Source organism: Kineococcus sp. G2 (assembly GCF_037154035.1).
Classification (GTDB): domain Bacteria; phylum Actinomycetota; class Actinomycetes; order Actinomycetales; family Kineococcaceae; genus Kineococcus.
Map to the genome: position 1 here is coordinate 23,020 of NZ_JBBBEM010000078.1, position 20,196 is coordinate 43,215.

16 protein-coding genes are annotated in these 20,196 nt (G+C 75.7%); 9 read left to right on the forward strand and 7 right to left on the reverse strand.

Translation table 11 applies throughout. The annotated features are described in order from the left end of the window. Positions 1-10: 10 nt before the first annotated feature. Positions 11-1,681 carry an FAD-dependent monooxygenase gene (locus V9U69_RS12355; RefSeq protein WP_337062121.1) on the reverse strand — a complete coding sequence of 557 codons (1,671 nt, stop codon included), beginning with the start codon at positions 1,679-1,681 and terminating at the stop codon, positions 11-13. After that, on the reverse strand, positions 1,678-3,021 hold the full coding sequence (locus V9U69_RS12360) for an MFS transporter (RefSeq protein ID WP_337062122.1): 1,344 nt from the start codon (positions 3,019-3,021) through the stop codon (positions 1,678-1,680). Before V9U69_RS12360 ends, V9U69_RS12355 begins: the two co-directional genes overlap by 4 nt. Before the next feature lie 279 nt (positions 3,022-3,300). Here V9U69_RS12360 and V9U69_RS12365 point away from each other — a divergent pair, with 279 nt between their 5' ends. Further along, the gene (locus tag V9U69_RS12365) at positions 3,301-3,504 is read left to right on the forward strand and encodes a hypothetical protein (RefSeq protein ID WP_337062123.1); all 204 of its coding nucleotides are present in this window, start codon (positions 3,301-3,303) and stop codon (positions 3,502-3,504) included. 98 nt (positions 3,505-3,602) lie between these two features. On the opposite strand, the gene V9U69_RS12370 is transcribed toward V9U69_RS12365, so the two are convergent. Next, positions 3,603-5,072 carry a CoA-acylating methylmalonate-semialdehyde dehydrogenase gene (locus V9U69_RS12370; RefSeq protein WP_442907757.1) on the reverse strand — a complete coding sequence of 490 codons (1,470 nt, stop codon included), beginning with the start codon at positions 5,070-5,072 and terminating at the stop codon, positions 3,603-3,605. Between the two features lie 232 nt (positions 5,073-5,304). On the opposite strand from V9U69_RS12370, the gene V9U69_RS12375 reads away from it, so the two are divergent. Further along, positions 5,305-7,356 (forward strand): vWA domain-containing protein, encoded by a 2,052-nt coding sequence (locus tag V9U69_RS12375; RefSeq protein WP_337062125.1) that lies wholly within the window; start codon positions 5,305-5,307, stop codon positions 7,354-7,356. Positions 7,357-7,433: 77 nt separating this feature from the next. On the opposite strand, the gene V9U69_RS12380 is transcribed toward V9U69_RS12375, so the two are convergent. After that, positions 7,434-8,636 carry a serine hydrolase domain-containing protein gene (locus tag V9U69_RS12380; protein WP_442907755.1) on the reverse strand — a complete coding sequence of 401 codons (1,203 nt, stop codon included), beginning with the start codon at positions 8,634-8,636 and terminating at the stop codon, positions 7,434-7,436. A 321-nt stretch (positions 8,637-8,957) separates the two neighbouring features. Next, the gene (locus V9U69_RS12385) at positions 8,958-10,163 is read right to left on the reverse strand and encodes a cystathionine gamma-synthase (RefSeq protein WP_337062127.1); all 1,206 of its coding nucleotides are present in this window, start codon (positions 10,161-10,163) and stop codon (positions 8,958-8,960) included. 110 nt (positions 10,164-10,273) lie between these two features. Here V9U69_RS12385 and msrA point away from each other — a divergent pair, with 110 nt between their 5' ends. The 4 genes from msrA (at position 10,274) to V9U69_RS12405 (ending at position 14,158) form a co-directional block, all read left to right on the forward strand. After that, a complete protein-coding gene (gene msrA, locus V9U69_RS12390) occupies positions 10,274-10,915 on the forward strand; it encodes a peptide-methionine (S)-S-oxide reductase MsrA (RefSeq protein ID WP_442907758.1) in 642 nt (213 codons plus the stop codon). 167 nt (positions 10,916-11,082) lie between these two features. Then, positions 11,083-11,847: a response regulator transcription factor gene (locus V9U69_RS12395; RefSeq protein WP_337062129.1), complete on the forward strand. Its 765-nt coding sequence runs from the start codon at positions 11,083-11,085 to the stop codon at positions 11,845-11,847. Then, complete coding sequence (locus tag V9U69_RS12400) at positions 11,844-13,082, forward strand: ATP-binding protein (protein ID WP_337062130.1); 1,239 nt, start codon at positions 11,844-11,846, stop codon at positions 13,080-13,082. Before V9U69_RS12395 ends, V9U69_RS12400 begins: the two co-directional genes overlap by 4 nt. Continuing rightward, positions 13,079-14,158 carry a hypothetical protein gene (locus tag V9U69_RS12405; RefSeq protein WP_337062131.1) on the forward strand — a complete coding sequence of 360 codons (1,080 nt, stop codon included), beginning with the start codon at positions 13,079-13,081 and terminating at the stop codon, positions 14,156-14,158. The genes V9U69_RS12400 and V9U69_RS12405 overlap by 4 nt, the downstream gene beginning before the upstream one ends. A gap of 43 nt (positions 14,159-14,201) precedes the next feature. On the opposite strand, the gene V9U69_RS12410 is transcribed toward V9U69_RS12405, so the two are convergent. After that, positions 14,202-15,428, reverse strand: coding sequence for a dihydrodipicolinate synthase family protein (locus tag V9U69_RS12410; protein ID WP_337062132.1), 1,227 nt, complete (start codon positions 15,426-15,428; stop codon positions 14,202-14,204). Beyond that, entirely contained in the window at positions 15,425-16,579 is a 1,155-nt protein-coding gene (locus tag V9U69_RS12415; RefSeq protein WP_337062133.1) for a Gfo/Idh/MocA family protein, read from the reverse strand. The genes V9U69_RS12410 and V9U69_RS12415 overlap by 4 nt, the downstream gene beginning before the upstream one ends. Positions 16,580-16,914: 335 nt before the next feature. On the opposite strand from V9U69_RS12415, the gene V9U69_RS12420 reads away from it, so the two are divergent. From V9U69_RS12420 to V9U69_RS12430, 3 genes are read left to right on the forward strand one after another with little or no spacing between them, the layout of a single operon-like run. Further along, complete coding sequence (locus V9U69_RS12420) at positions 16,915-17,976, forward strand: efflux RND transporter periplasmic adaptor subunit (RefSeq protein ID WP_337062134.1); 1,062 nt, start codon at positions 16,915-16,917, stop codon at positions 17,974-17,976. A 3-nt stretch (positions 17,977-17,979) separates the two neighbouring features. Next, positions 17,980-18,708 carry an ABC transporter ATP-binding protein gene (locus V9U69_RS12425; RefSeq protein WP_337062135.1) on the forward strand — a complete coding sequence of 243 codons (729 nt, stop codon included), beginning with the start codon at positions 17,980-17,982 and terminating at the stop codon, positions 18,706-18,708. Continuing rightward, positions 18,708-19,943: an ABC transporter permease gene (locus tag V9U69_RS12430; RefSeq protein ID WP_337062136.1), complete on the forward strand. Its 1,236-nt coding sequence runs from the start codon at positions 18,708-18,710 to the stop codon at positions 19,941-19,943. Before V9U69_RS12425 ends, V9U69_RS12430 begins: the two co-directional genes overlap by 1 nt. Positions 19,944-20,196: the final 253 nt, after the last annotated feature.

Here is a 20,196-nt window from a genome sequence, read left to right on the forward strand (position 1 = left end):
ACGGGCGCCCTCAGGCGACGGTCGTCAGGCGCCGGCCGCCGGCGGCGGGCGCGGCACCGGTGGCGCGGGCGAGGGCCGCGGGGACCTCGCCGACGTCGCAGCCGCGCCAGGCGACGTGCTGGTCCGGGCGCACCAGCACCGCGGGCGCGCCCCACACCCGCGTGAAGGTGCTGCCGGGTGCGGGATGACGCACCGACCGCACCTCCAGCGGTGCCCCGGCGGCACCGGGGTCGGGAACGGCGGGAAACGCGTCGGCGTCGAGCAGGAGCGTGAAACCCGGTCCCAGGACGTCGTACAGGGACGTGCGAGCGTCGAGCCACGCGTGCGGCAGCAAGCACCCCGGGACCGCGGAGGGGCGGTAGGCGACCGGGTCGGGGTCCGGCGCCGGGTCGGGGTCCGGTGAGCACAGCGGTGAACCGGTGTACGCGTAACCGAGCACCAGGCCCAGCGCGTGGAACTCGCTCTCCTTGACGGCCAGGGCGCGGGCCGCCCGGTCCCTGGCCCGTTCACCGGCCGGCCCGTCCTCCTCCAGGTGCGGATCGAGCAGGTCGTCGGCCAGGAGCCTGCCGTTGCGCGCGGCCTCCTCGACGGTGCGCCGGGCGACGGGGCGGCGCTCGGCCTCGTAGCTGTCGAGCAGGTCCTCCCCCGCCCAGCCGTCGAGGACCGCGGCGAGCTTCCAGGCCAGGTTCGCGGCGTCGCCCACGCAGGTGTTGAACCCGTGCCCACCCCAGGGCGGGTTGGCGTGGGCGGCGTCGCCGAGCAGGAAGGTGGCGCCGCGCCGGTAGGTCGGCGCCAGCAGCATGCGCGCCGTCCAGGGGTCCTGGGCGACGACGTCGACATCGACGTCGGCGCCGACCAGCGCGCGCAGGACGTCCTCGGTGGGCACGCCCGAGAACTTCGGGGCATCCGGGTCGTAGCCCTGGACGATCGCCCACCACAGGTCGCCGAGGTCCAGCCGCCCGACCATGCCGGCGTACTCGCCGCCGACGACCCAGTACTGCACCGCCGGGTCCAGGACCACGGCCCCGGCGGTACCGCGCGAGCGGAACACCACACCGAGGTTCGACTTGGCCGCCGAGGACCCCTCCAGGCGCACACCCAGGTCCGCCCGCACGGCGGAGGACACGCCGTCGGCGCCCACCAGGTAGCGGGCCCGGACGTGCGCACGGGCTCCCGAGCCGTCCTCCACCGTGACCAGCGGGCCTTCCCGGGGTGCGGTGGACGAGCCGGCGAAACGGGCCCCGAGGTGCAGGGCGGTGCGCTCCTCACGGGCCACCGCCGCCCGCAGCACCTGCTCGACGACCGGTTGCGGAACCTGCTGCCCGCACTCCGGCTGGGGCTCGTAGCGGCCGTCCTGCAACTGGAAGGCACCGGTGAACCGGGTGAGCTCCCGCCCTGCCAGCGAGGTGCAGAAGATGACGCTGTCGGAGTAGGACACAGGCAGCGGTGCGGCGGCGCGCAGCTCGTCGGCCAGGCCGAGGCGGCGCAGGTGCGTCATCGTCCGGGCGTTGGTCGTCTTCGCGCGCGGGCGGGTCCAGTCGATCTCGACGCGGGGTTCGAGCACGAGGGAGCGCACGCCGCGCCGGGCCAGGTCCAGCGCCAGGAACAACCCGCTGGGTCCGCCGCCGGCGATGAGGACGTCGGCCCGCTCGGGCAGGTCGTCGAGGGAGGTGGAGATCACGACGCCCCTCCGGTGGCGTTCAGGGGTTCGCGCGGTCCCCGGGGGCTCACGGCCCGCTCCTCGGGGGCACGCCGCTGCGCGGGCACGAACAGCACGACGAGCGCGCCCGCGAGAGCGGTCGCGGCGAAGGCGGTGGTCGTGGCGCTGAGCGGTTCGTCACCGGCGACGGCCCAGGCCCCGAAGGTGGGGCCGACGATGGCCCCGAGCCGCCCCACGCCCAGGGCCCAGCCCAGCCCGCTGGCACGGTGGGCGGCGGGGTAGTACCGGGAGATCAGGTCGTTGAGCACGTTCTGGGTACCCAGCCCACCGAACCCCGCGAGCAGCACCAGCACGACCAGCAGCGGCGTCGGCGGCCGCTGGGAGATCGCCAGCAGGGAGGCGGCGGCCGTGAGGTACCCGGCGAGCACCAGGGGCTTGGGCCCGACGCGGTCAGCGAGCGCGGAGGCGACCAGGGTCCCGACGACCGCCCCGGTGCAGTACACGCCGAGCAGGACGATGGACGAGCCGAGCCCGTACCCGGACCGGGTCATCACCTGCGGCAGCCAGGTGCTGATGCCGAACACCGTCAGCAGGCTGAAGAACGTCGTCCCCCAGATCAGCAGGGTCGGCAGCCGATCGTGGCCTCCGAGGAGGCCTGCGAGGGGGTTGCGCCCGCCCGTCGCGCCGGAGGTGGGTGCCGGGACCGGTTCGGGGGGCAGCCCGTAGCGCGCGCGCAGCGCTGCGGCCAGCTCGTGCCGGCCGCGCGCGGTGTGGAACGCCGGCGACTCGGGCTGGAGCTTCACCAGCACCGGGACCAGCAGCAGCACCGCACCGCCCGCGACGTACACGGGGCGGAAACCGTGGGCGGGCACGACCTGGGAGGCGACGAAGGACGCCAGGAGCATGCCCAGCGGTGGGCCGGTGAGGACCAGGCCCAGCGTGCGGGAGCGGTTGCGCGGGTGGGCGAACTCGGAGGCGAGGGCCACGGCGGTCGGCAGCAGCCCACCCACGCCCACGCAGGTGAGGGTGCGGAACACCACGAAGACCTCGAGCGTGGGCGCCAGGCCCGTGATCAGCGTGCCGGCCGAGAACAGCGCCACGCTGGAGATGAAGATGCGGCGGCGGCCGACCACGTCGGTCAGGGTTCCGGCCACGAGGGAACCGGCCAGCATCCCGGCCAGGGCCAGGCTGCCGATGTGCCCGCCCTGCTCGACGGTGAGGAGGAACGGCGGGTGCCCGATGAGGCTGGGCAGCGTGGCGCCGTAGGCCAGCAGGTCGTACCCGTCGGCCATCAAGCACAACCAGCACAGGACGAACAGGGGTGCCCGCGATCGGGCGGTCGGGGTGGGGGCGAGCGACACTGCGGCCTCCTGGGACGGACGGGTGGGGTCGTCCGGTCCGCCTCGCGGTGACGGCGGCTCCGGCGTCACCGCGACCGTGACACGCGCCACCCGGCCGCCAGAAGGGTGGCGCCCGCTCAATGGGACGGGAATCCGCGGCCGGCGCACCGGTAACCTGGAGCTCCAGCCGCACGACCGGGGAGTCCCTTGAGCACACCGTCACGACCGCGGTCGGGCCCCGGCGCACCGCCGGCCACCGCTCCCGCCACGACCGCACCGGTGCGCGCACCGTCGGTGCACGTGCGCGCCCTGCTGACCTGGCTGGTGATCTTCCCGAGCGTGGCGGTGGGGCAGGCCGTGATGGCGCCGCTGACCGAGGGCTGGCCGTCCCTGCTGCGCACGGGGGTGCTCACCGCGCTGGTCGTGCTGTTCGCCGTCCACGTCGGCGTGCCCCGGCTGCTGGGCCTGCACGCCCGCGTCGCCGCCGCTCGCGACCGCCGCTGAGTCGGCGCAGGCCCTCACCCGGTCGTGGGGGGCACCGGGTGGACCGCCGGGGGCGCTGCGCGCGGTGCCGCAGCGGGCAGCGCCCCCGGAGCCGGTCGTCAGGAGTTCTGGGGGAAACCCAGGTTCAGCCCACCGTGGGAGGGGTCCAGCCACCGCTCGGTGACGACCTTGCCGCGGGTGAAGAAGTGCACGCCCTCGGTGCCGTGGGCGTGGGTGTCACCGAACAGGGACGCCTTCCAGCCGCCGAAGGAGTAGTACGCCACCGGTACCGGCACCGGCACGTTGATCCCGATCATGCCGACCTGAACCTCGTTGCGGAACCGGCGGGCCGCGCCGCCGTCGTTGGTGAAGATGGCCACGCCGTTGCCGTACCGGTTGGCGTTGATCATCTCCACGCCGTCGGCGTACCCGTCCACGCGCAGCACGGACAGGACGGGGCCGAAGATCTCGTCGGTGTAGATCGACATGTCCGTGGAGACCTTGTCGAAGAGGGTGGGGCCCAGCCAGAAGCCGTCCGCGTCGCCGTCGGGGACGACCTCGCGGCCGTCGATGACGAGCTCGGCGCCCTCGGCCACACCGGCGTCGACGTAACCGGTGACCTTGTCGCGGTGCGCGCCGGTGACCAGCGGTCCCATGTCGCAGCCGCGGCGGCCGTCACCGGTGCGCAGCGTCGCCACGCGCTCCTTGATCTTCGCGATCAGCTCGTCGGCGATGGAGTCCACGGCCACCAGCGCCGAGACGGCCATGCAGCGCTCACCGGCGGAGCCGAAACCGGCGTTGACGGCCGCGTCGGCGGCCAGGTCCAGGTCGGCGTCGGGCAGGACCAGCATGTGGTTCTTCGCCCCGCCCAGGGCCTGCACGCGCTTGCCGTGGGAGGTGCCCGTCTCGTAGACGTACTGCGCGATGGGAGTCGACCCCACGAAGGAGATCGAGGCGACGTCGGGGTGCGTGAGCAGCCCGTCCACGGCGACCTTGTCGCCGTGCAGGACGTTGAAGACGCCGTCGGGCAGACCGGCGTCCTTCCACAGCTGCGCGATGAAGTTGGCCGCCGAGGGGTCCTTCTCGCTGGGCTTGAGCACCACGGTGTTGCCCGCCGCGATCGCCAGGGGGAAGAACCACATGGGCACCATGGCCGGGAAGTTGAACGGCGAGATGATGCCGACCACGCCCAGCGGCTGGCGCACGGAGTACACGTCGACCTTGGTCGAGGCGTTCTCGGTGAACCCGCCCTTGAGCAGGTGGTTGATCCCGCAGGCGACCTCCACGACCTCCTGGCCGCGGGAGATCTCCCCCAGGGCGTCGGAGAGGACCTTGCCGTGCTCGGCGGTGATGATCTCGGCGAGCTCGCCCTTGCGGGCGTTCAGCAGTTCGCGGAACTTGAAGAGCACCGTGGTGCGCCGGGCCAGCGAGGTGTCGCGCCAGGCCGGGTACGCAGCGCTGGCTGCGGCCACGGCGGCCTCCACGTCCGCGGGGGCGGCCACCGCCACGTTCTTCGTGACGCGGCCGGTCGCGGGGTCGTAGACGTCACCGAACCGGTCGCCGGACCCGGCGGTCGGGGCACCACCGATCCAGTGCTCGACGAGCGGGTGGTCGCTGCGCTGCGACGCGGCGCTGCCAGCGGCGGCGGTGGAGCTGGCGGTCGTGGTGGTCACGAGGGAGCCTCCTCGGTCACGGGTCGGCGGACCGCGCCATCATGCCACCGGAACACCCCCTTTTGTAAAGACAAGCTGTCATGCGGGTGGGGTGGTCGGCGCAGGACGGGCGTGGCGGCGCGGCCGCACCGGACGTAGCGTCGGGCGCATGAGCGATGCGCGGGGCCGTTCCTGGGCGCGACGGCGCGGCGGGCGCTACCGCTACGGCGAGTGGGCCGGCGGCCCCGACCCCCTCGCCCCGCCGTACGACGTGCGCGCCGCCCTCGACCGCGTCGGGCGCGAGGTGCTGGACGGGGGATCGCTGCGCGAGGCGCTGCGCGACCTGCTGCGCCACGGCCCCGACGGGCGCTCCGGCCTGGAGGACCTGCGGGCCCGCGCCGCCCGCCTGCGCCGCGAGGCCGCACGTCGCGGCGACCTCGACGGCGCGCTCACGAAGGCCCGCGCCCAGCTCGACCAGGCCCTCGCCGCCGAGCGCGAGGAGCTCGCCGCCCGCACCGGTGAGGACCCGCGCGCCGACGACGCCCGCTTCGCCGAAGCGCGCCTGGACGCCCTGCCCCGCTCCACCGCCCGGGCCGTGCGCGACCTGGAGGACTACGACTGGGCCTCCGAGCAGGCCCGGCAGCAGTACCGGCAGATCCTCGACGGGCTGCGCGAGGACGTCCTCGGCCAGCAGTTCCACGGGATGAAGCAGGCGCTGGAAGGCGGAGACCCGGCCGCGCTGCAGGCGATGAAGGACATGGTCGCCGACCTCAACGACCTCCTCGCCAAGCGGGCCCGCGGCGAGGACACGCAGGCCGACTTCGAGGACTTCATGTCCGAGCACGGCGAGACCCTCGGCGCGGACGCGGAGGGCGTGGAGGACCTCGACGGCCTCGTCGACCTGCTCGCCCGCCGCGCCGCCGCCGCGTCCCGCCTCATGCGCTCGCTGTCCCCCCAGCAGCGCGAGGAGCTGTCGCAGCTCGTGCAGCAGGCGTTCGGTGACGACCTCGACCTGCAGGCGCAGATGTCGCAGCTCTCCGACAACCTGCGCGCCCTGCGCCCCGACCTCGACACCGGTCGCGGCGAGCGCGTGCGCGGCGCGCGCGGCAGCGAACCCCTCGGCTACGGCGAGGCCGCCGACGCCCTGCAGGACATCTCCGAGCTCGACGACCTGCTGGACTCCCTCGGCCAGGAGCACCCCGGCGCGACCCTGGACGACGTCGACGTCGACGCCCTGGAGCGCCAGCTCGGCCGCGGCGCCGCCGACGACCTGCGCCGGCTGAAGGAGCTGGAGCGCGAGCTGCAGCGGCAGGGCTGGCTCACCCGCTCCGGGCAGGGCCTCACCCTCTCCCCCAAGGCGCTGCGCCGACTCGGGCAGACCGCGCTGCGCGACGTGCTGAACCGCGTCACGAGCGGTGGTCGCGGCGACCACGAGAACACCAGCGCCGGCGCCGGCGGGGAACCCACCGGCGCCACCCGCCGGTGGGAGTTCGGCGACGAGCAGCCCCTCGACGTCGTGCGCACCGTCTCCAACGCGCTGCGCCGCACCCGCCCCACCCCCGGTGGCGGCGTCCGCCTCAGCTGGGAGGACTTCGAGGTCGTCGAGACGGAACGCCGCGCCTCCGCCGCCGTCGCCCTCTGCGTGGACCTGTCGTTCTCCATGGCCGCCGAGGGCCGGTGGGGCCCCATGAAGGAGACCGCGCTCGCCCTCAGCCACCTCGTCTCCACGAAGTTCCCCGGCGACGCCCTGCAGGTCATCGGCTTCGGCCTGCACGCCGCCCCCATGACCCTCACCGAACTGGCCGAGGCCGAACCGGACTTCGTGCAGGGCACGAACCTCCAGCACGCCCTGAGCATCGCCCGCCGCCACCTGCGCCGGCACCCCGACGCAGAACCCGTCGTCCTCGTCATCACCGACGGCGAACCCACCGCCCACCTCGACGACAGCACCGGCACCCCCGAGGCGGTGTTCCAATGGCCCCCCACCAGCGCCACGATCCGCGCCACGGTCGCCGAGGTGGACCACCTCACCCGCTTCGGCGCCACGATCAACCTGTTCATGCTCGGCGAGGACCCCGGTCTGCGCCGCTTCGTCGAGGCCGTCGCCCGCCGCAACGGCGGCCGCGTCCTCTCCCCCAGCCCGGAGCGCCTCGGGCAGTTCGTCGTCGACGACTACCTCCGCTCGCGGTCGGGGCGTTCCTCCCGTCGCCGCGCGTCGTAGGGGCGCTGCCCAGCGGTGGCGCAGCACCCCCACCGGCCCACCACGGCGACCACGCGGACGGAACCCGGGGAAAGAACTCAGGCGAAGGCAGCACGCACGGCGTCCAGCACCTCGTGCGCCACCGCCAGCGCCCCCTCCTCGTCGGCAGCGACACCGTTCGGCAGCGCCGTCACCGCGATCGTCACCGCGCGCCCGTCCTCGGTGGCGCCTCCCCGCGTCTCGAAACCCGGGATGTCCCCGCCGTGCCCCCACAGCGGCTCACCTCCCGGGAGCGGGGAGCTGGACAGCCCCAGGCCGTAGCGCGCCCCCTCCCACAGGTCCGGCGACGGCACGGTGGTGCGCATCTGCTCCAGCGCGTCGCCGGACAGGAGCTCGCCGGACAGCAGCGCGACCGTGAACCTGTTGAGGTCGCTGGGCGAGGCGACGAGCGCGCCGGCCGCCCACCCCCACGACGGGTCCAGCTCGGTGATGTCCCGCCACGGCTGCGCGGTGGAGTCGCGGTGGAACGCCGCCGGGTGCTCGCCGCGGAAACCCTGTTCCCCGGGGTGCGGGAAGAACGTCTCGCACAGTCCCAGCGGCTCGGTGATCCGGGTCCGCACCAGTTCGGCCAGGGGCCGGCCGGCGACGCGCTGCGCGAGCAGCCCGGCGACCACGTACCCGGTGTTGCTGTACGCCCACGTCTCCCCCGGCGCCGACGTCGCGGGCTGCTCGGCGACGAGGTCGAGGAGCTGCCGGGGTTCGTAGTAGCGCTCCCGCAGGGCGAACCAGTCGGTCGTGCCGAAGAACCCGGTGTAGTTCGGCAGGCCGGCGGTGTGCTGCAGGACCTGCCGCACCGTGATCTCGCGGCCGTCCCCGCCGGGGCCGCGCAGCAGCCCGGGCAGGTGCGCCTCGACCGGCTCGTCGAGGTCGACGAGCCCCTCGTCGACGAGCTGCAGCACGACGGTCGCCACGTACGTCTTGGTGTTGCTGCCGACGCGGACGCGCCCGTCCACGGGCACCGGCCCGACGGAGCTCGCGGTGAGGTCGTCCACGCGCCCGTCGGCGTCACGCACGCTCGCCAGCGCGGACGGGAACCCGACGTCGTGCACGAGGTGGTCCAGGTGCTCCTGCAGCGGGTGGCGCCGGCGGCGGGGGGTCGCGGCGGCACCGGGTGCCGCGGCGACGGCCCCGGCGGTGAGCGCGGCTCCCCCGAGGGCGCTGAGCAGGGAGCGGCGCGAGGGGGCGGCGAGGGTGGTGGTGGTCACGTCGTTCTCCTGACGTCGGCGGGTGGGTGTTCCCATCCGACCGGAGGGCTGCGTCTCGTTCGAGGGGGTGAGCGGGTGTCCCGGTGCGGGGGTTTCCCCTACCGGGGAGCTCCAGATCAGGGCCGGGTTCCCGCCCGGGCGGGCACCACGGGCCGAGACGAGGAAGCCCTGGAGCCGACCCTGGTCCCGGCGCTCACCGCAGCGCACGGCAGGACGGTGGGGGTGCGGAGGCCGGCGTCCGGAGCCCGCCCTCGGTGTTCACCCGACGCGGTGCACCGAGCAGCGGGCGGAGAGCCGGCCGCAGCACCCCCACCGGCCCACCACCGCGACCACGCGGACGGGACCGGACCGGCCGGCTCAGCCCAGGGCGGTGGCGAGGTCCGCGATGAGGTCGTCCGCGTCCTCCAGGCCCACGGACAGGCGCACGAGGTCGTCCGGGACCTCCAGGAGGGAACCCGCCACCGAGGCGTGGGTCATCTTCCCGGGGTGCTCCACGAGCGACTCCACACCGCCGAGGGACTCGGCGAGGGTGAACAGCTCGGTGCCCTTGCACACGCTCAGGGCGTCCTCGACGCTGGCGGTGCGGAAGGAGATCATCCCGCCGAAGCGGCGCATCTGCCTGACCGCGACGTCGTGGTTGCGGAACTCCGGCAGCCCCGGGTACAGCACCTTCGTCACGCGGGGGTGGGACTGCAGGAACTCCACGATCCGCTCGGCGTTGTCGCAGTGCCGCTCCATGCGCACGGCGAGGGTCTTCAGGCCGCGCTGCACCAGCCAGGAGTCGAAGGGCCCGGGCACGGCGCCCATGGAGTTCTGGTGGAAGCCGATGCGCTCGGCGATCGTGCTGCCGCGGCCGTCGTCGCCGTCGCGCACGACGACGGCGCCGCCGACGACGTCGGAGTGGCCACCGGCGTACTTGGTGGTGGAGTGCACGACGAGGTCGGCGCCCAGCAGCAGCGGGGTCTGCAGGTACGGGGTGGCGAAGGTGTTGTCGACGACGAGGAGCGCGCCGGCGGCGTGCGCGATCTCGGCGATGGCGGCGATGTCGCCGATCGTCAGCAGCGGGTTGGTGGGCGTCTCCAGCCACACCAGGCGGGTGCCGCCGGGACGGACGGCCTCGCGCACGGCGTCGAGGTCGGCGAGGTCGGCGGGGGTGTGCTCCACGCCCCACGGCTCGGCGACCTTCTTCACCAGGCGGTAGGTGCCGCCGTAGGCGTCGTTCGGGATGACGACGTGGTCGCCGGGCTTGAGCAGCGCGCGCAGCACGGTGTCCTCGGCGGCCAGGCCGGAGGCGAACGCGAAGGCGGCGTCGCCCTGCTCCAGGGCCGCGAGCTGCACCTCCAGGGCGGTGCGGGTGGGGTTGCCGGAGCGGGAGTACTCGTAGCCGGTGCCCAGGCCGGTGCGCAGGCCGCCGACACCGTCCTGCTTGTAGGTGGACACCTGGTAGATCGGGGTCACGACGGCGCCGGTGGCCGGATCGGCCTCCTGACCGGCGTGCAGGGCGCGGGTGGAGAAGCCGGGCGTCGCGGGGGTGCCGCCGGCGGGGCTGTCGGGAGTCGTCACGGTCGGCAAGCCTACGCACGGCGGGGAAGGTCCCGGCGGTCCCCGTGGTTGGACGGAGCACCACGAGGGAGGAGCTGGTCTTGCTGTTCGGCAACCCGTACAAGACGCGCATGGTGACCCGCGAGGAGGCCCTGCCCGGCTCGCCGGTGCGGCGCTTCGAGGTCCCGTCCACCCACGCCGTGCTCGGCACGCCGCTCCAGGGCCCCTGGCCCGAGGGCACCGAGGTGATCTCGTTCGCGATGGGCTGCTTCTGGGGGGCGGAGCGCATCTTCTGGCGCCAGCCGGGGGTGGTGACCACGGCCGCCGGGTACCAGGGCGGCTTCACCGAGAACCCGACGTACGAGGAGTCGGTGACGGGCCGCACCGGGCACGCCGAGACGGTCCTGGTCGCCTACGACCCGTCGGTGACCGGCCCGGAGCAGCTGCTGAAGGTCTTCTGGGAGAACCACGACCCCACGCAGGGCTACCGGCAGGGCAACGACCGCGGCACCGAGTACCGCTCGGCCGTCTACACGACGACGGACGAGCAGCGGGCGGCCGCCGAGCGCACCCGGGAGACGTTCCAGCGGGAGCTGACCGGGCACGGGCACGGCGAGATCACCACCGAGATCCGCCCGGCGAGCGAGGCGGGCCCGTTCTGGTACGCGGAGGAGCACCACCAGCAGTACCTGCACAAGGTCCCGAACGGGTACTGCAACCACGGCCCGAACGGGCTGACCTGCCAGATCGGCCTGGTCGGCACCGGGGAGTGAACCGGTCGTGAACGGTCGAGGGGGCGGTGCCGCGCGGTCGCGGCACCGCCCCCTCGCGCGTTCCCGCGGCGCCCCGGGGCACCACCCCGCAGGCGCCGCCGCCCACCGTCCGTGCCGGTGGTGGGCTGTGGACTGGCTAGGCTCCGCGGTCGAAGGAGGTCACCCGAGTGGAGCAGGAGCCCGTACCCACCGCACCCGGAGCCGTGCTGCGCGTGGCGGCCGTGGACGACCACCCGGCGCTGCTGACGGGGCTGCGCGTGGAGCTGGCCGACCACGGCGTCCAGCTCGTCGCGACCGCGCCGACGGTGCCGCAGCTGCTGCGCGCCCTCGGTGGGGGCACCACCGGTGACGAGCACGCCGCGGGCGGTGGCGGCGCGGTCCCGGTGGTGCTGCTGGACCTGCGCCTGGGCGACGGCTCCCGGCCGGCGGACAACGTCGGCGCGCTGCTGCGGGCCGGCAGCCGCGTCCTCGTCTACACCGAGGGCCGCCAGCACGCCGAGGCCTCCGAGGCCCTGCGCGCCGGCGCGCAGGGCGTGCTGCTGAAGGACCGCCCGGTGGCGGCGCTGGCGGAGGCGCTGCGCGCGGTCGCCGACGGCGAGACGCTGCCGTCGGCGGAGACGGCCGCGGCGCTGCAGGTCGACGCCGACCTGGCCGGGCACCTCTCGCCGCAGGAGCGCCGCGTGCTGGAGCTGTACGCCGGGGGGATGCCGGCGCGCTCGGTGGCGCTGCGCCTGGGGGTGACGCTGGAGACCGCCAAGAGCTACCTCAAGCGCATCCGCGCCAAGTACGCCGCGCTGGACCGGCCCGCCTACACGCGCATGGAGCTGTACCGGCGCGCCGTGGAGGACGGCGTGCTGAGCCCGCTGCCCCCCGCCACCCCTCCCGCCGCGCCACCGGTGCCCGGTGCGGGCGGCCCCCCGCCCGGCGGGTGACCGCGCGCAGCGGCCACCGCCTGGTCGCCCTGGTGCTGGCGCTGTCGCTGCTGTCGCTGGTGCCGACGATCGCCTCCGCGAGCGCGGGGCACGGGCCCCGGCCCCCGCTGGCGTGGAGCGTGCCCGTCCTCACCGGCTACGCGGTGCTGCTGGTGCTGCTGCTGGCGCAGGCGGCGCACGGCCGGCCGCGACCGTGGCTGCCGTGGGCGCTGGTCGTGCTCGGGGACGCGGCCCTGGCGACGTGGCCGCTGGTGGTCCCCGGGCGGGCCGAGCAGGCCCCGTGGGTGCTGGCCCTGTCGCCGCTGACCGCGGGTGCGGGGGCGGTGGCGGCCGGCCTGGGTGCGGCCGTGGGGCTGGGCCTGGTGCACGTCGGCCTGCGCGCGCTGGTGCAGGCGGCGGGGGTGTGGGTGGTGCCCCCGGTGGCGTTCGCCCTGGACGCCCTGCTGGTGCTCGTGGTCGTCCCGGCGGTGTGGGTGGCGGTGGCGGCCGTGCGCTCCTCGGGCGCCCGGCTGGAGCAGGCGCGCTCGCGCGCGGAGGAAGCGGCGGCGCGGGAGTCCGCGGCGCGCGCCGCAGAGCTGGAGAACACCCGCTGGGACGCCATCGTGCACGACGACGTGCTGGCCGCCCTGACGACGACGGCGCAGGCTCGCGGGGCGGCGGGGCGCGCCGAGGCGCGGGAGGCGGCGCGCACCGCCCTGGCGCGCGTGGAGGGTGAGCGCCCGGCGGCACGGGCGGCGCTGCCGGTGGCGCGGGTGTGGGCGCGGGTGGCGGACGCCGTGCGGGAGCTGCACCCGGGTGCGCTGCTCGACGGGCCGGGCGAGGGGCCGGGCGAGGGGCCGGGCGACGTGGGGGCGCTGGACCCCGAGGCCGCCGAGGCGCTGAGCACCGCGACCGCGGAGCTGGTGCGCAACGCCGTGCGCCACGGCGCCGACGCCACCGGCGCTCCCCCACCGGTGCGGGTGCGCGCACGGCTGCGCGCCGGGGCGGACGGGGAACGGCTGCTGGTGGAGGTGCGCGACGCCGGCCCCGGGTTCGGCGCCCGGGCGCCCGGCGCCTGGCGCCTGGGCCTGGCGGTGTCGGTGCACGGGCGGGTCCGCGCCGTCGGCGGTGCGGCGCGCCTGCGCTCGTGGCCGGGGACGGGCACCTGCGCGCTGCTGTCCGTGCCGGTGCTGCCCGCGGCGCCGGGCGACGGGCACGACGGGGACGACGGGCTCGACGGGGGGACGGGGCGGTGAGGGCGGTGCAGCGCGCCTGCGCCGCGGGGGCGGCGCTGTGGCTGGTCTCGCACGCGCCGCTGCCGGCGCTGCTGTCGCTGGACGTGCACCGCCTGCCCTCGCTGAGCCTGGTGGCGGTGGGCGCCGTGCTGACCGCGTCGGCCCTGCTGCTGCGGCCGCTGCTGGGCGGGCCGACGCGGCTGGGGGCCGGGGCGGCCTGGGCGGCGGCCGCGCTCGTGCCGCTGTCCGGGCTGGCGGTGATGCCGTGGCTGCCGGTGACCGCGTGGCGCACCTACGCGAACTGGTGGCCGGGCGCGACGCAGGTGCTCGTGGTGGCGCTGGTGGTGCGCCGGCGGTGGCCGGCGGCGCTGGCCGCGGAGGTGGCGTCCGCGCTCGTCGTGGCGGTGCTGGTGCTGCGGGCGGGTGTGGTGGAGCCGGCCGCGTGGATCGCCGCCCTGGAGCAGCCGGCGCTGCTGTGGTTCAGCGCGGCGGTCGGGGTGCGCGTGCTGTTCGACCGCACCGCGCGCGAGGTGACGCGCTACGAGGAGGTGGCGGCGCGGGCCGCGGCGCAGGAGGCCGCGGTCGCGGCGCGCGGCGCCAGCGCGCGGCAGCGCCGGGCGGACCTGGACCTGGGGGCGCTTCCGCTGCTGCGGCGGGTGGCGGCCGCGGACCCGGCCGACGAGCGCGCCTGGGAGCAGCTGCCGCGCGCGGCGGTGGGGCTGGAGCGCCGGTTGCGCGACGACCTGCGCGCGCGGGCCCTGCTGGACGAGCCGGTGCGCGCGCAGCTGCGCGCGGCCCGTGCCCGCGGCTGCACCGTGGACGTGGTCGACGACCGCGCGGTGCGCGGCGACGACGAGGGGTTCCTCGCGGGGGTGCGCGGGGTGCTCACGACGGTGCTGCCGTCGTGCGCGGACGGCACGGTGACGCTGCGCCTGCCGCCGGGCGGGAGCCCGGCCACCCTGGCGGTCGAGGCGGCGCCGGCCACGACCGCCGCGGTGGCGTGGGCGCTGCAGGCGCGCCTGCCCGCGCACCTGGCCCTGGACGTGGACGTCGACGCGGTGGACGGCTCGCTGTGGGCGGAGCTGCGGGCGCGCTGACCGGCCCGCCGCCGGCGCACCGGTCGGCGGGCCGGCCGGCGGCTCAGGCCTCGAAGCCGTGCACGGCCAGGTAGGTGCGCAGGCGCCGGGCCGCCAGCTCGGGCTCGGCCAGCACGCCGGCCTCGTCGGCGAGCCGGAACGTCTCGGCCTGGTGCACGGCGCTGCGCGCGGCGTGCAGGCCGCCGACCATCGCGTAGCCGTCCTGGCGGCCGTCGAGCCAGTTGAGGAACGCGATGCCGGCCTTGTAGTAGGGCGTGGGTGCGCCGAACACGTGCCGGGCCAGCGGCAGCGTGGGGTCCAGGGCGGCGTGGAACCCCGCCGTGTCGCCGGCGTCGAGGCGGGCCAGGCCCGCGGCGGCGGCGGGGGCGATGCCGGCGAAGATGCCGAGCAGCGCGTCGGAGCGGTGCTCGCCGTCGCCCGCGATGAGCTCGGGGTAGTTGAAGTCGTCGCCGGTGTACAGGCGCACGCCCGCGGGCAGCCGGCGGCGCAGCTCGCGCTCGTGGTCGGCGTCCAGCAGGGAGACCTTCACCCCGTCGACCTTCCCGGCGTGCGCGTGCACGAGGTCCACGAACGCGTCGGTGGCGGCGGCGACGTCGCGCGAGCCCCAGTAGCCGGCGAGCGCCGGGTCGAACACCTCCCCCAGCCAGTGCAGCACCGCGGGGCGCTGCACCTGCCCCAGCAGCCGGCCGTACACCGAGGCGTACTCCTCGGCGCTGCGGGCGCTGGCGGCCAGGTGCCGGCTGGCCATGAGGATCACCTGGGCGCCGGCGTCCTCGACGACGGCGATCTGCTCCTCGTAGGCGGCCACGACGTCGGCGAGCGGGTGGGTGCCGGGGGCGAGCTGGTCGGTACCGGCACCGGCGGCGATGCGGCCGCCGACGGCCGCGGCCTCGGTGGCGCTGCGGCGCACGAGCTCGGCGGTGGCGGCCCAGTCCAGGCCCATGCCGCGCTGGGCGGTGTCCATGGCCTCGGCGACCCCGAGCCCGAGGCCCCACAGGCGGTGCCGGAACGCCAGGGTGGCGTCCCAGTCCAGCTCGGCCGGGGCACCGGGCACGGTCTCCGAGCCGGTGCGGGGCACGACGTGGGCGGCGGCGAACGCGATGCGGCTGGTGGGCGGCCCCGCGGGCACCTCCCAGGCGACGGGCTCGTGCACGGCGTGCTCGACGACCTCCACGCCGCCGCCGGCGCTGCGGCGCGGCAGGCGCAGCACGGTGCCGGTGGTGGCGTGCCCGGCCGCGGTGGCGGGCCGCGCCTCGGCGGGGGCGCTCACAGGGCCAGCTCCGCCAGCTCGATGCGCCGGCCCTGCGCGGAGGAGGCCAGGCCGGCCTCGGCCAGGCGGACGCCGCGCGCGCCGGAGGCGAAGTCGTAGGGGTGGGGGGCGTCCTCGACGACGTGGCGGACGAACTGCTCCCACTGCACCTTGAAGCCGTTGTCGAAGCCGCCGGGCTCGTTGTCGGGGACCTCGAGCCAGTCGTCGCGGTAGCGGTGCTGCTCGGGCAGGTCGGGGTTCCACACGGCGCGCGGGGTGGCGCTGCGCGGCTGCACGCGGCAGCCGAACAGGCCGGCCACGGCGCTGCCGAGGGTGCCGTCGACCTGGAACTCGACGAGCTCGTCGCGGTCGACGCGCACGGCCCAGGAGGAGTTCAGCTGGGCGATGATCCCGCCCTCGAGCTCGAAGATCGCGTAGGCGGCGTCGTCGGCGGTCGCCTTGTACGCCTCGCCGTTCTCGTCGTGGCGCACGGGCACGTGGGTGACGGCGCGGGCGGTGACGGCCTCGACGGGGGCGATGACCTGCTCGAGGACGTAGTTCCAGTGGCAGAACATGTCGGCGACGATGCCGCCGCCGTCCTCGGCGCGGTAGTTCCAGCTGGGGCGCTGCGCGGGCTGCCAGTCGCCCTCGAACACCCAGTAGCCGAACTCGCCGCGCACGGAGAGGACCTCGCCGAAGAAGCCGGAGTCGACGAGCCGCTTGAGCTTGCGCAGGCCGGGCAGGAACAGCTTGTCGTGCACGACGCCGTTCTTGACGCCGGCGGCGGTGGCCGCCTCCGCCAGGCGCACGGCGCCCTCGAGGGTCTCGGCGGTGGGCTTCTCGGTGTAGACGTGCCGGCCGGCGGCGATCGCGGCGAGGATGGAGCGCTCGCGCACCGAGGTTAGCTGCGCGTCGAAGTAGACCGGGTAGTCGTCGTCGGCGAGGGCGTCGTCGACGCTGGTGGTCCACCGCTCCAGGCCGTGCCGCTGGGCGATCTCGCGCAGCTTGGCCTCGTTGCGGCCCACCAGCAGGGGTTCGAGCTGCACGCGGCTGCCGTCGGAGAGCTCCACACCTCCCTGCTCGCGGATCGCCAGCACCGAGCGCACCAGGTGCTGCCGGTAGCCCATGCGTCCCGTGACGCCGTTCATCACCACTCCGAGGCGCTGCGTCATCGCTGCTCCTCCTCCTCACCGGGTCGCGCCCCTGCACGGGGCGTGGTTGGAAAGCGCTTCCCAGACGGTAGGCCCCGGAGGCGCCCCCGTGCAAGGACCCCGTCCGGGCCGCCCGCGTGAGCCCCGTCTCGTTGAGCCCTGGAACACCACCGAACCTCCACAGGCCGACGGGGCGCCGTTCGCCGCGAACGCTCACGGGCGCCCCTCCGCCGCTGCTAGGTTCGCCGCGCTCGCCGAGCCGCTCGGGGGATCGGCGGCGGGGTTCCACGACGCGCCGACCGGCGCGCGCTCCGGCGCACCGCACCACCCCCCAGGACCACCCGGAGGTAGGGCGCGTGGGCGTCTTCCGCACGATCGTCTTCCCCTCGCTGCGGCTGGTGGTGTGGGCCGCCATCGCCGTCGCCCTGCTGTGGCTGGCCTTCGGGCGCGCCACCACCGCCGACGGGGAGGCCGCCGCCAGCCCCTCCGCGGTGCTCGAGCCCGCCACCACGGCCGTCGTGCGCGGCGACGTGGTGAACACCGTCTCCCTCACCGGCACCATCTCCGCCGACCCCGCCACCACCGTGAAGTCCACCGCCGCCGGCGAGGTCGGCAAGGTGCGCGCCGAGGTCGGCCAGGCCGTCGAGAAGGGCACCGTGCTGTTCACGGTCCTCGTGCCCGTCGAGGAGACCGCGGTCGCCGCGCCCCCCGCCACCGATCCCGCGGCGCCCGCCGCCCCTGCCGCCCCCGCGGCCCCCGCGGCCCCGCGCACCCGGGCGGTGAACGTCACCGCCCCCGCCGCCGGCACGCTGGCCACCCTCGACGTCCTGCCCCGGCAGGAGGTCAGCGTCGGGCAGGCCGTCGCCACCGTCTCCCCCGGCACCCTCAGCGCCTCCGCGCCCCTGACGCAGGAGCAGCAGTTCCGCCTGCTCGCCCCGCCCACCACCGCGCAGGTCACCGTCCCCGGCGGGCCCGGCACGTTCGAGTGCACGGACCTGCGCACCGGCACGCCCAGCGCGACCGCCCCGGAGGCCCCCGCCCCGGACGCCGGCTACGTGGACCCCTACGCCGACCCCGCGCAGGCCACCACCGGCGCCACCGTCTCCTGCCGCGTGCCCGAGGGCGTGCAGGTCTTCGCCGGGCTGTCCGCCACCGTGGACGTCACCGCCGGCACGGCCACCGGGGTGCTCACGGTGCCCGTGACCGCCGTGCGCGGCCGCGTGGACACCGGAACCGTCTGGGTCGTCGACGCCACGGGCGCCCAGACCGAGACCGAGGTGGGCCTCGGCCTGACCGACGGCGCGGTCGTGGAGGTCACCGAGGGGCTGACCGAGGGCGCGCAGGTCCTGCAGTTCACGCCCGGCAGCGACCAGGTGAGCGACCCGTACGCCCCCGGCGGGATGTACGGGGGGTACTGAGCGATGACCGCCGCGCTGTCCCTGCAGCAGGTCAGCCGCTCCGTGCCCCTGCCCGACGGCACGACCCTGCGCATCCTCACCGGCGTCGACCTCGAGGTCGCCGCCGGCGAGCACGTCGCCGTCGTCGGCCGCTCCGGCTCCGGCAAGTCGACGCTGCTGAACATCGTGGGCCTGCTGGACTCCCCCACCTCCGGGCAGTACCTGCTCGACGGTCGCCCGGTGAGCGGGCTGTCCGCCCGCCGCACCGCGCGCCTGCGCGGGGAGACGTTCGGGTTCGTGTTCCAGCAGTTCAACCTGCTGCCGGGGCGCACCGCCACCGAGAACGTCGCCTCCCCGCTGCTGTACGCCTCCGGCCGGGAGTTCCTGGCCCGCAAGCGGATCGCGCGCGCCATGCTGGAGCGCGTCGGCCTGGGCGGGCGGCTGGACACCATGCCGGAGAAGCTCTCCGGCGGTGAGCAGCAGCGCGTCGCCCTGGCCCGCAGCCTGGTGCGCCGGCCCCGCGTGCTGCTGGCCGACGAGCCCACCGGCGCCCTCGACGTCGACACCGGATCGGCCGTCATGGACGTCCTGGAGGAGCTCGTGCGCGTGGACGGCACCACCCTGATCACCATCACGCACGACCTGTCGGTGGCCGCGCGCGCCGACCGGCAGTTCCGCCTCGACCACGGCGTGCTCACCGAGATCACCCGCGACGCCGTCGCCGCCGCCACCGCGCACCGGGAGACGGTGTGATGAGCCGCTGGCTGCTGGGGCCCGTCGCGGCCGTCACCGAGGCGTGGGGCGAGGTCCGCGTGCACCGCACCCGCGTCGTGCTCTCCCTCGTCGGGGTGTTCCTGGCCGTGTTCGCGATGACCACCATCACCGCGGCCGGGAACATGGGCCGGCAGATGATGCTGGAGAGCACCGAGCGGTCCTCGGGCCGTGCGGCGACGCTGCAGGCGTCCGCCTCGCCGATGACGGGCCCGACGAGTGCGCAGAGCGCCGACACGGCCGTGCGGGCGATGCGCGAAGCGGCCGAGCGCCACGAGATCACCTGGTCGGGCTTCGTGTCGCAGGGCTCCGGGCAGATGACGGTGCGCTTCCCCTCCGGGGCGCAGCTGGTCACCTTCTCCGCGGTGGACCCGAACTACGGCACCATGCACCGCGCACTCACGGACGAGGGACGGTTTCTGAACGCCGGGGACGACGCGGCGTACTCGCCCCGCCTCGTCGTCAACGGGGCTTTCGCGGAACTGCTCGGCGGCTTCGACGAGCGGGCACCGACGACGGTCGCGCTCGGCGGCGACCGGCCGGTGACCGCCACGATCGTGGGAGTCATGGAGGTGCCCTACTCCGACCCGGAGGTGCCCGCCGCGTACGTGCTGAACTCCGCCGCGCAGGCGTGGGGGCTGATCGACCCGGCGATGAGCGGGCCGCCCACCTTGGAGCTGTGGGTGCCCGACGCGGACGCGGAGGCCCTCGTGGCCGTGCTGCAGTCCGAGCTCGAGAGCAGCCTGCCGGGGTACTACGTGAGCGTCTACCGCTCCGACGCGGGCGAGGCCCTCGGCGTCGTCGACCTCGTCCTCGCCTACGGGGTGCGCGGGGTGGGCGTCTTCGCCCTCGTCCTCGGCGGCATCGGCGTGCTCAACGTCGGCCTGGTGACGGTGCGCCAGCGCATCCGGGAGATCGGCGTGCGCCGCAGCTTCGGCGCCACCGGCGGCCGGGTGTTCTTCGCGGTGCTCCTGGAGAGCGTGGCGGCCACCTTCGTGGCCGGGTTCGCGGCGGTGGCGCTGTCGGTGCTGCTGGTCTCGAACTTCCCGCTGGAGGCGGTGCTGCCGCCGGGGGTCGTCCTGCAGGACGTGCCCGCGTTCCCGGTGTCCGCGGCCGTCGAGGGGCTGCTGGCCGCCACGGCCGTGGGGGCGCTCGCCGGGATCGTGCCGGCGACCATGGCCGTGCGGGCGAAGGTCATCGACGCGATCCGGTACTGAGGCGATCGGCTGCCGAGCGCGAGCGGGGCCCCGCGGTGCGCGCACCGCGGGGCCCCGCTCGCGCTCGGCAGCCGATCGCCTCAGTACCGGATCGCGTCGATGACCTTCGCCCGCACGGCCATGGTCGCCGGCACGATCCCGGCGAGCGCCCCCACGGCCGTGGCGGCCAGCAGCCCCTCGACGGCCGCGGACACCGGGAACGCGGGCACGTCCTGCAGGACGACCCCCGGCGGCAGCACCGCCTCCAGCGGGA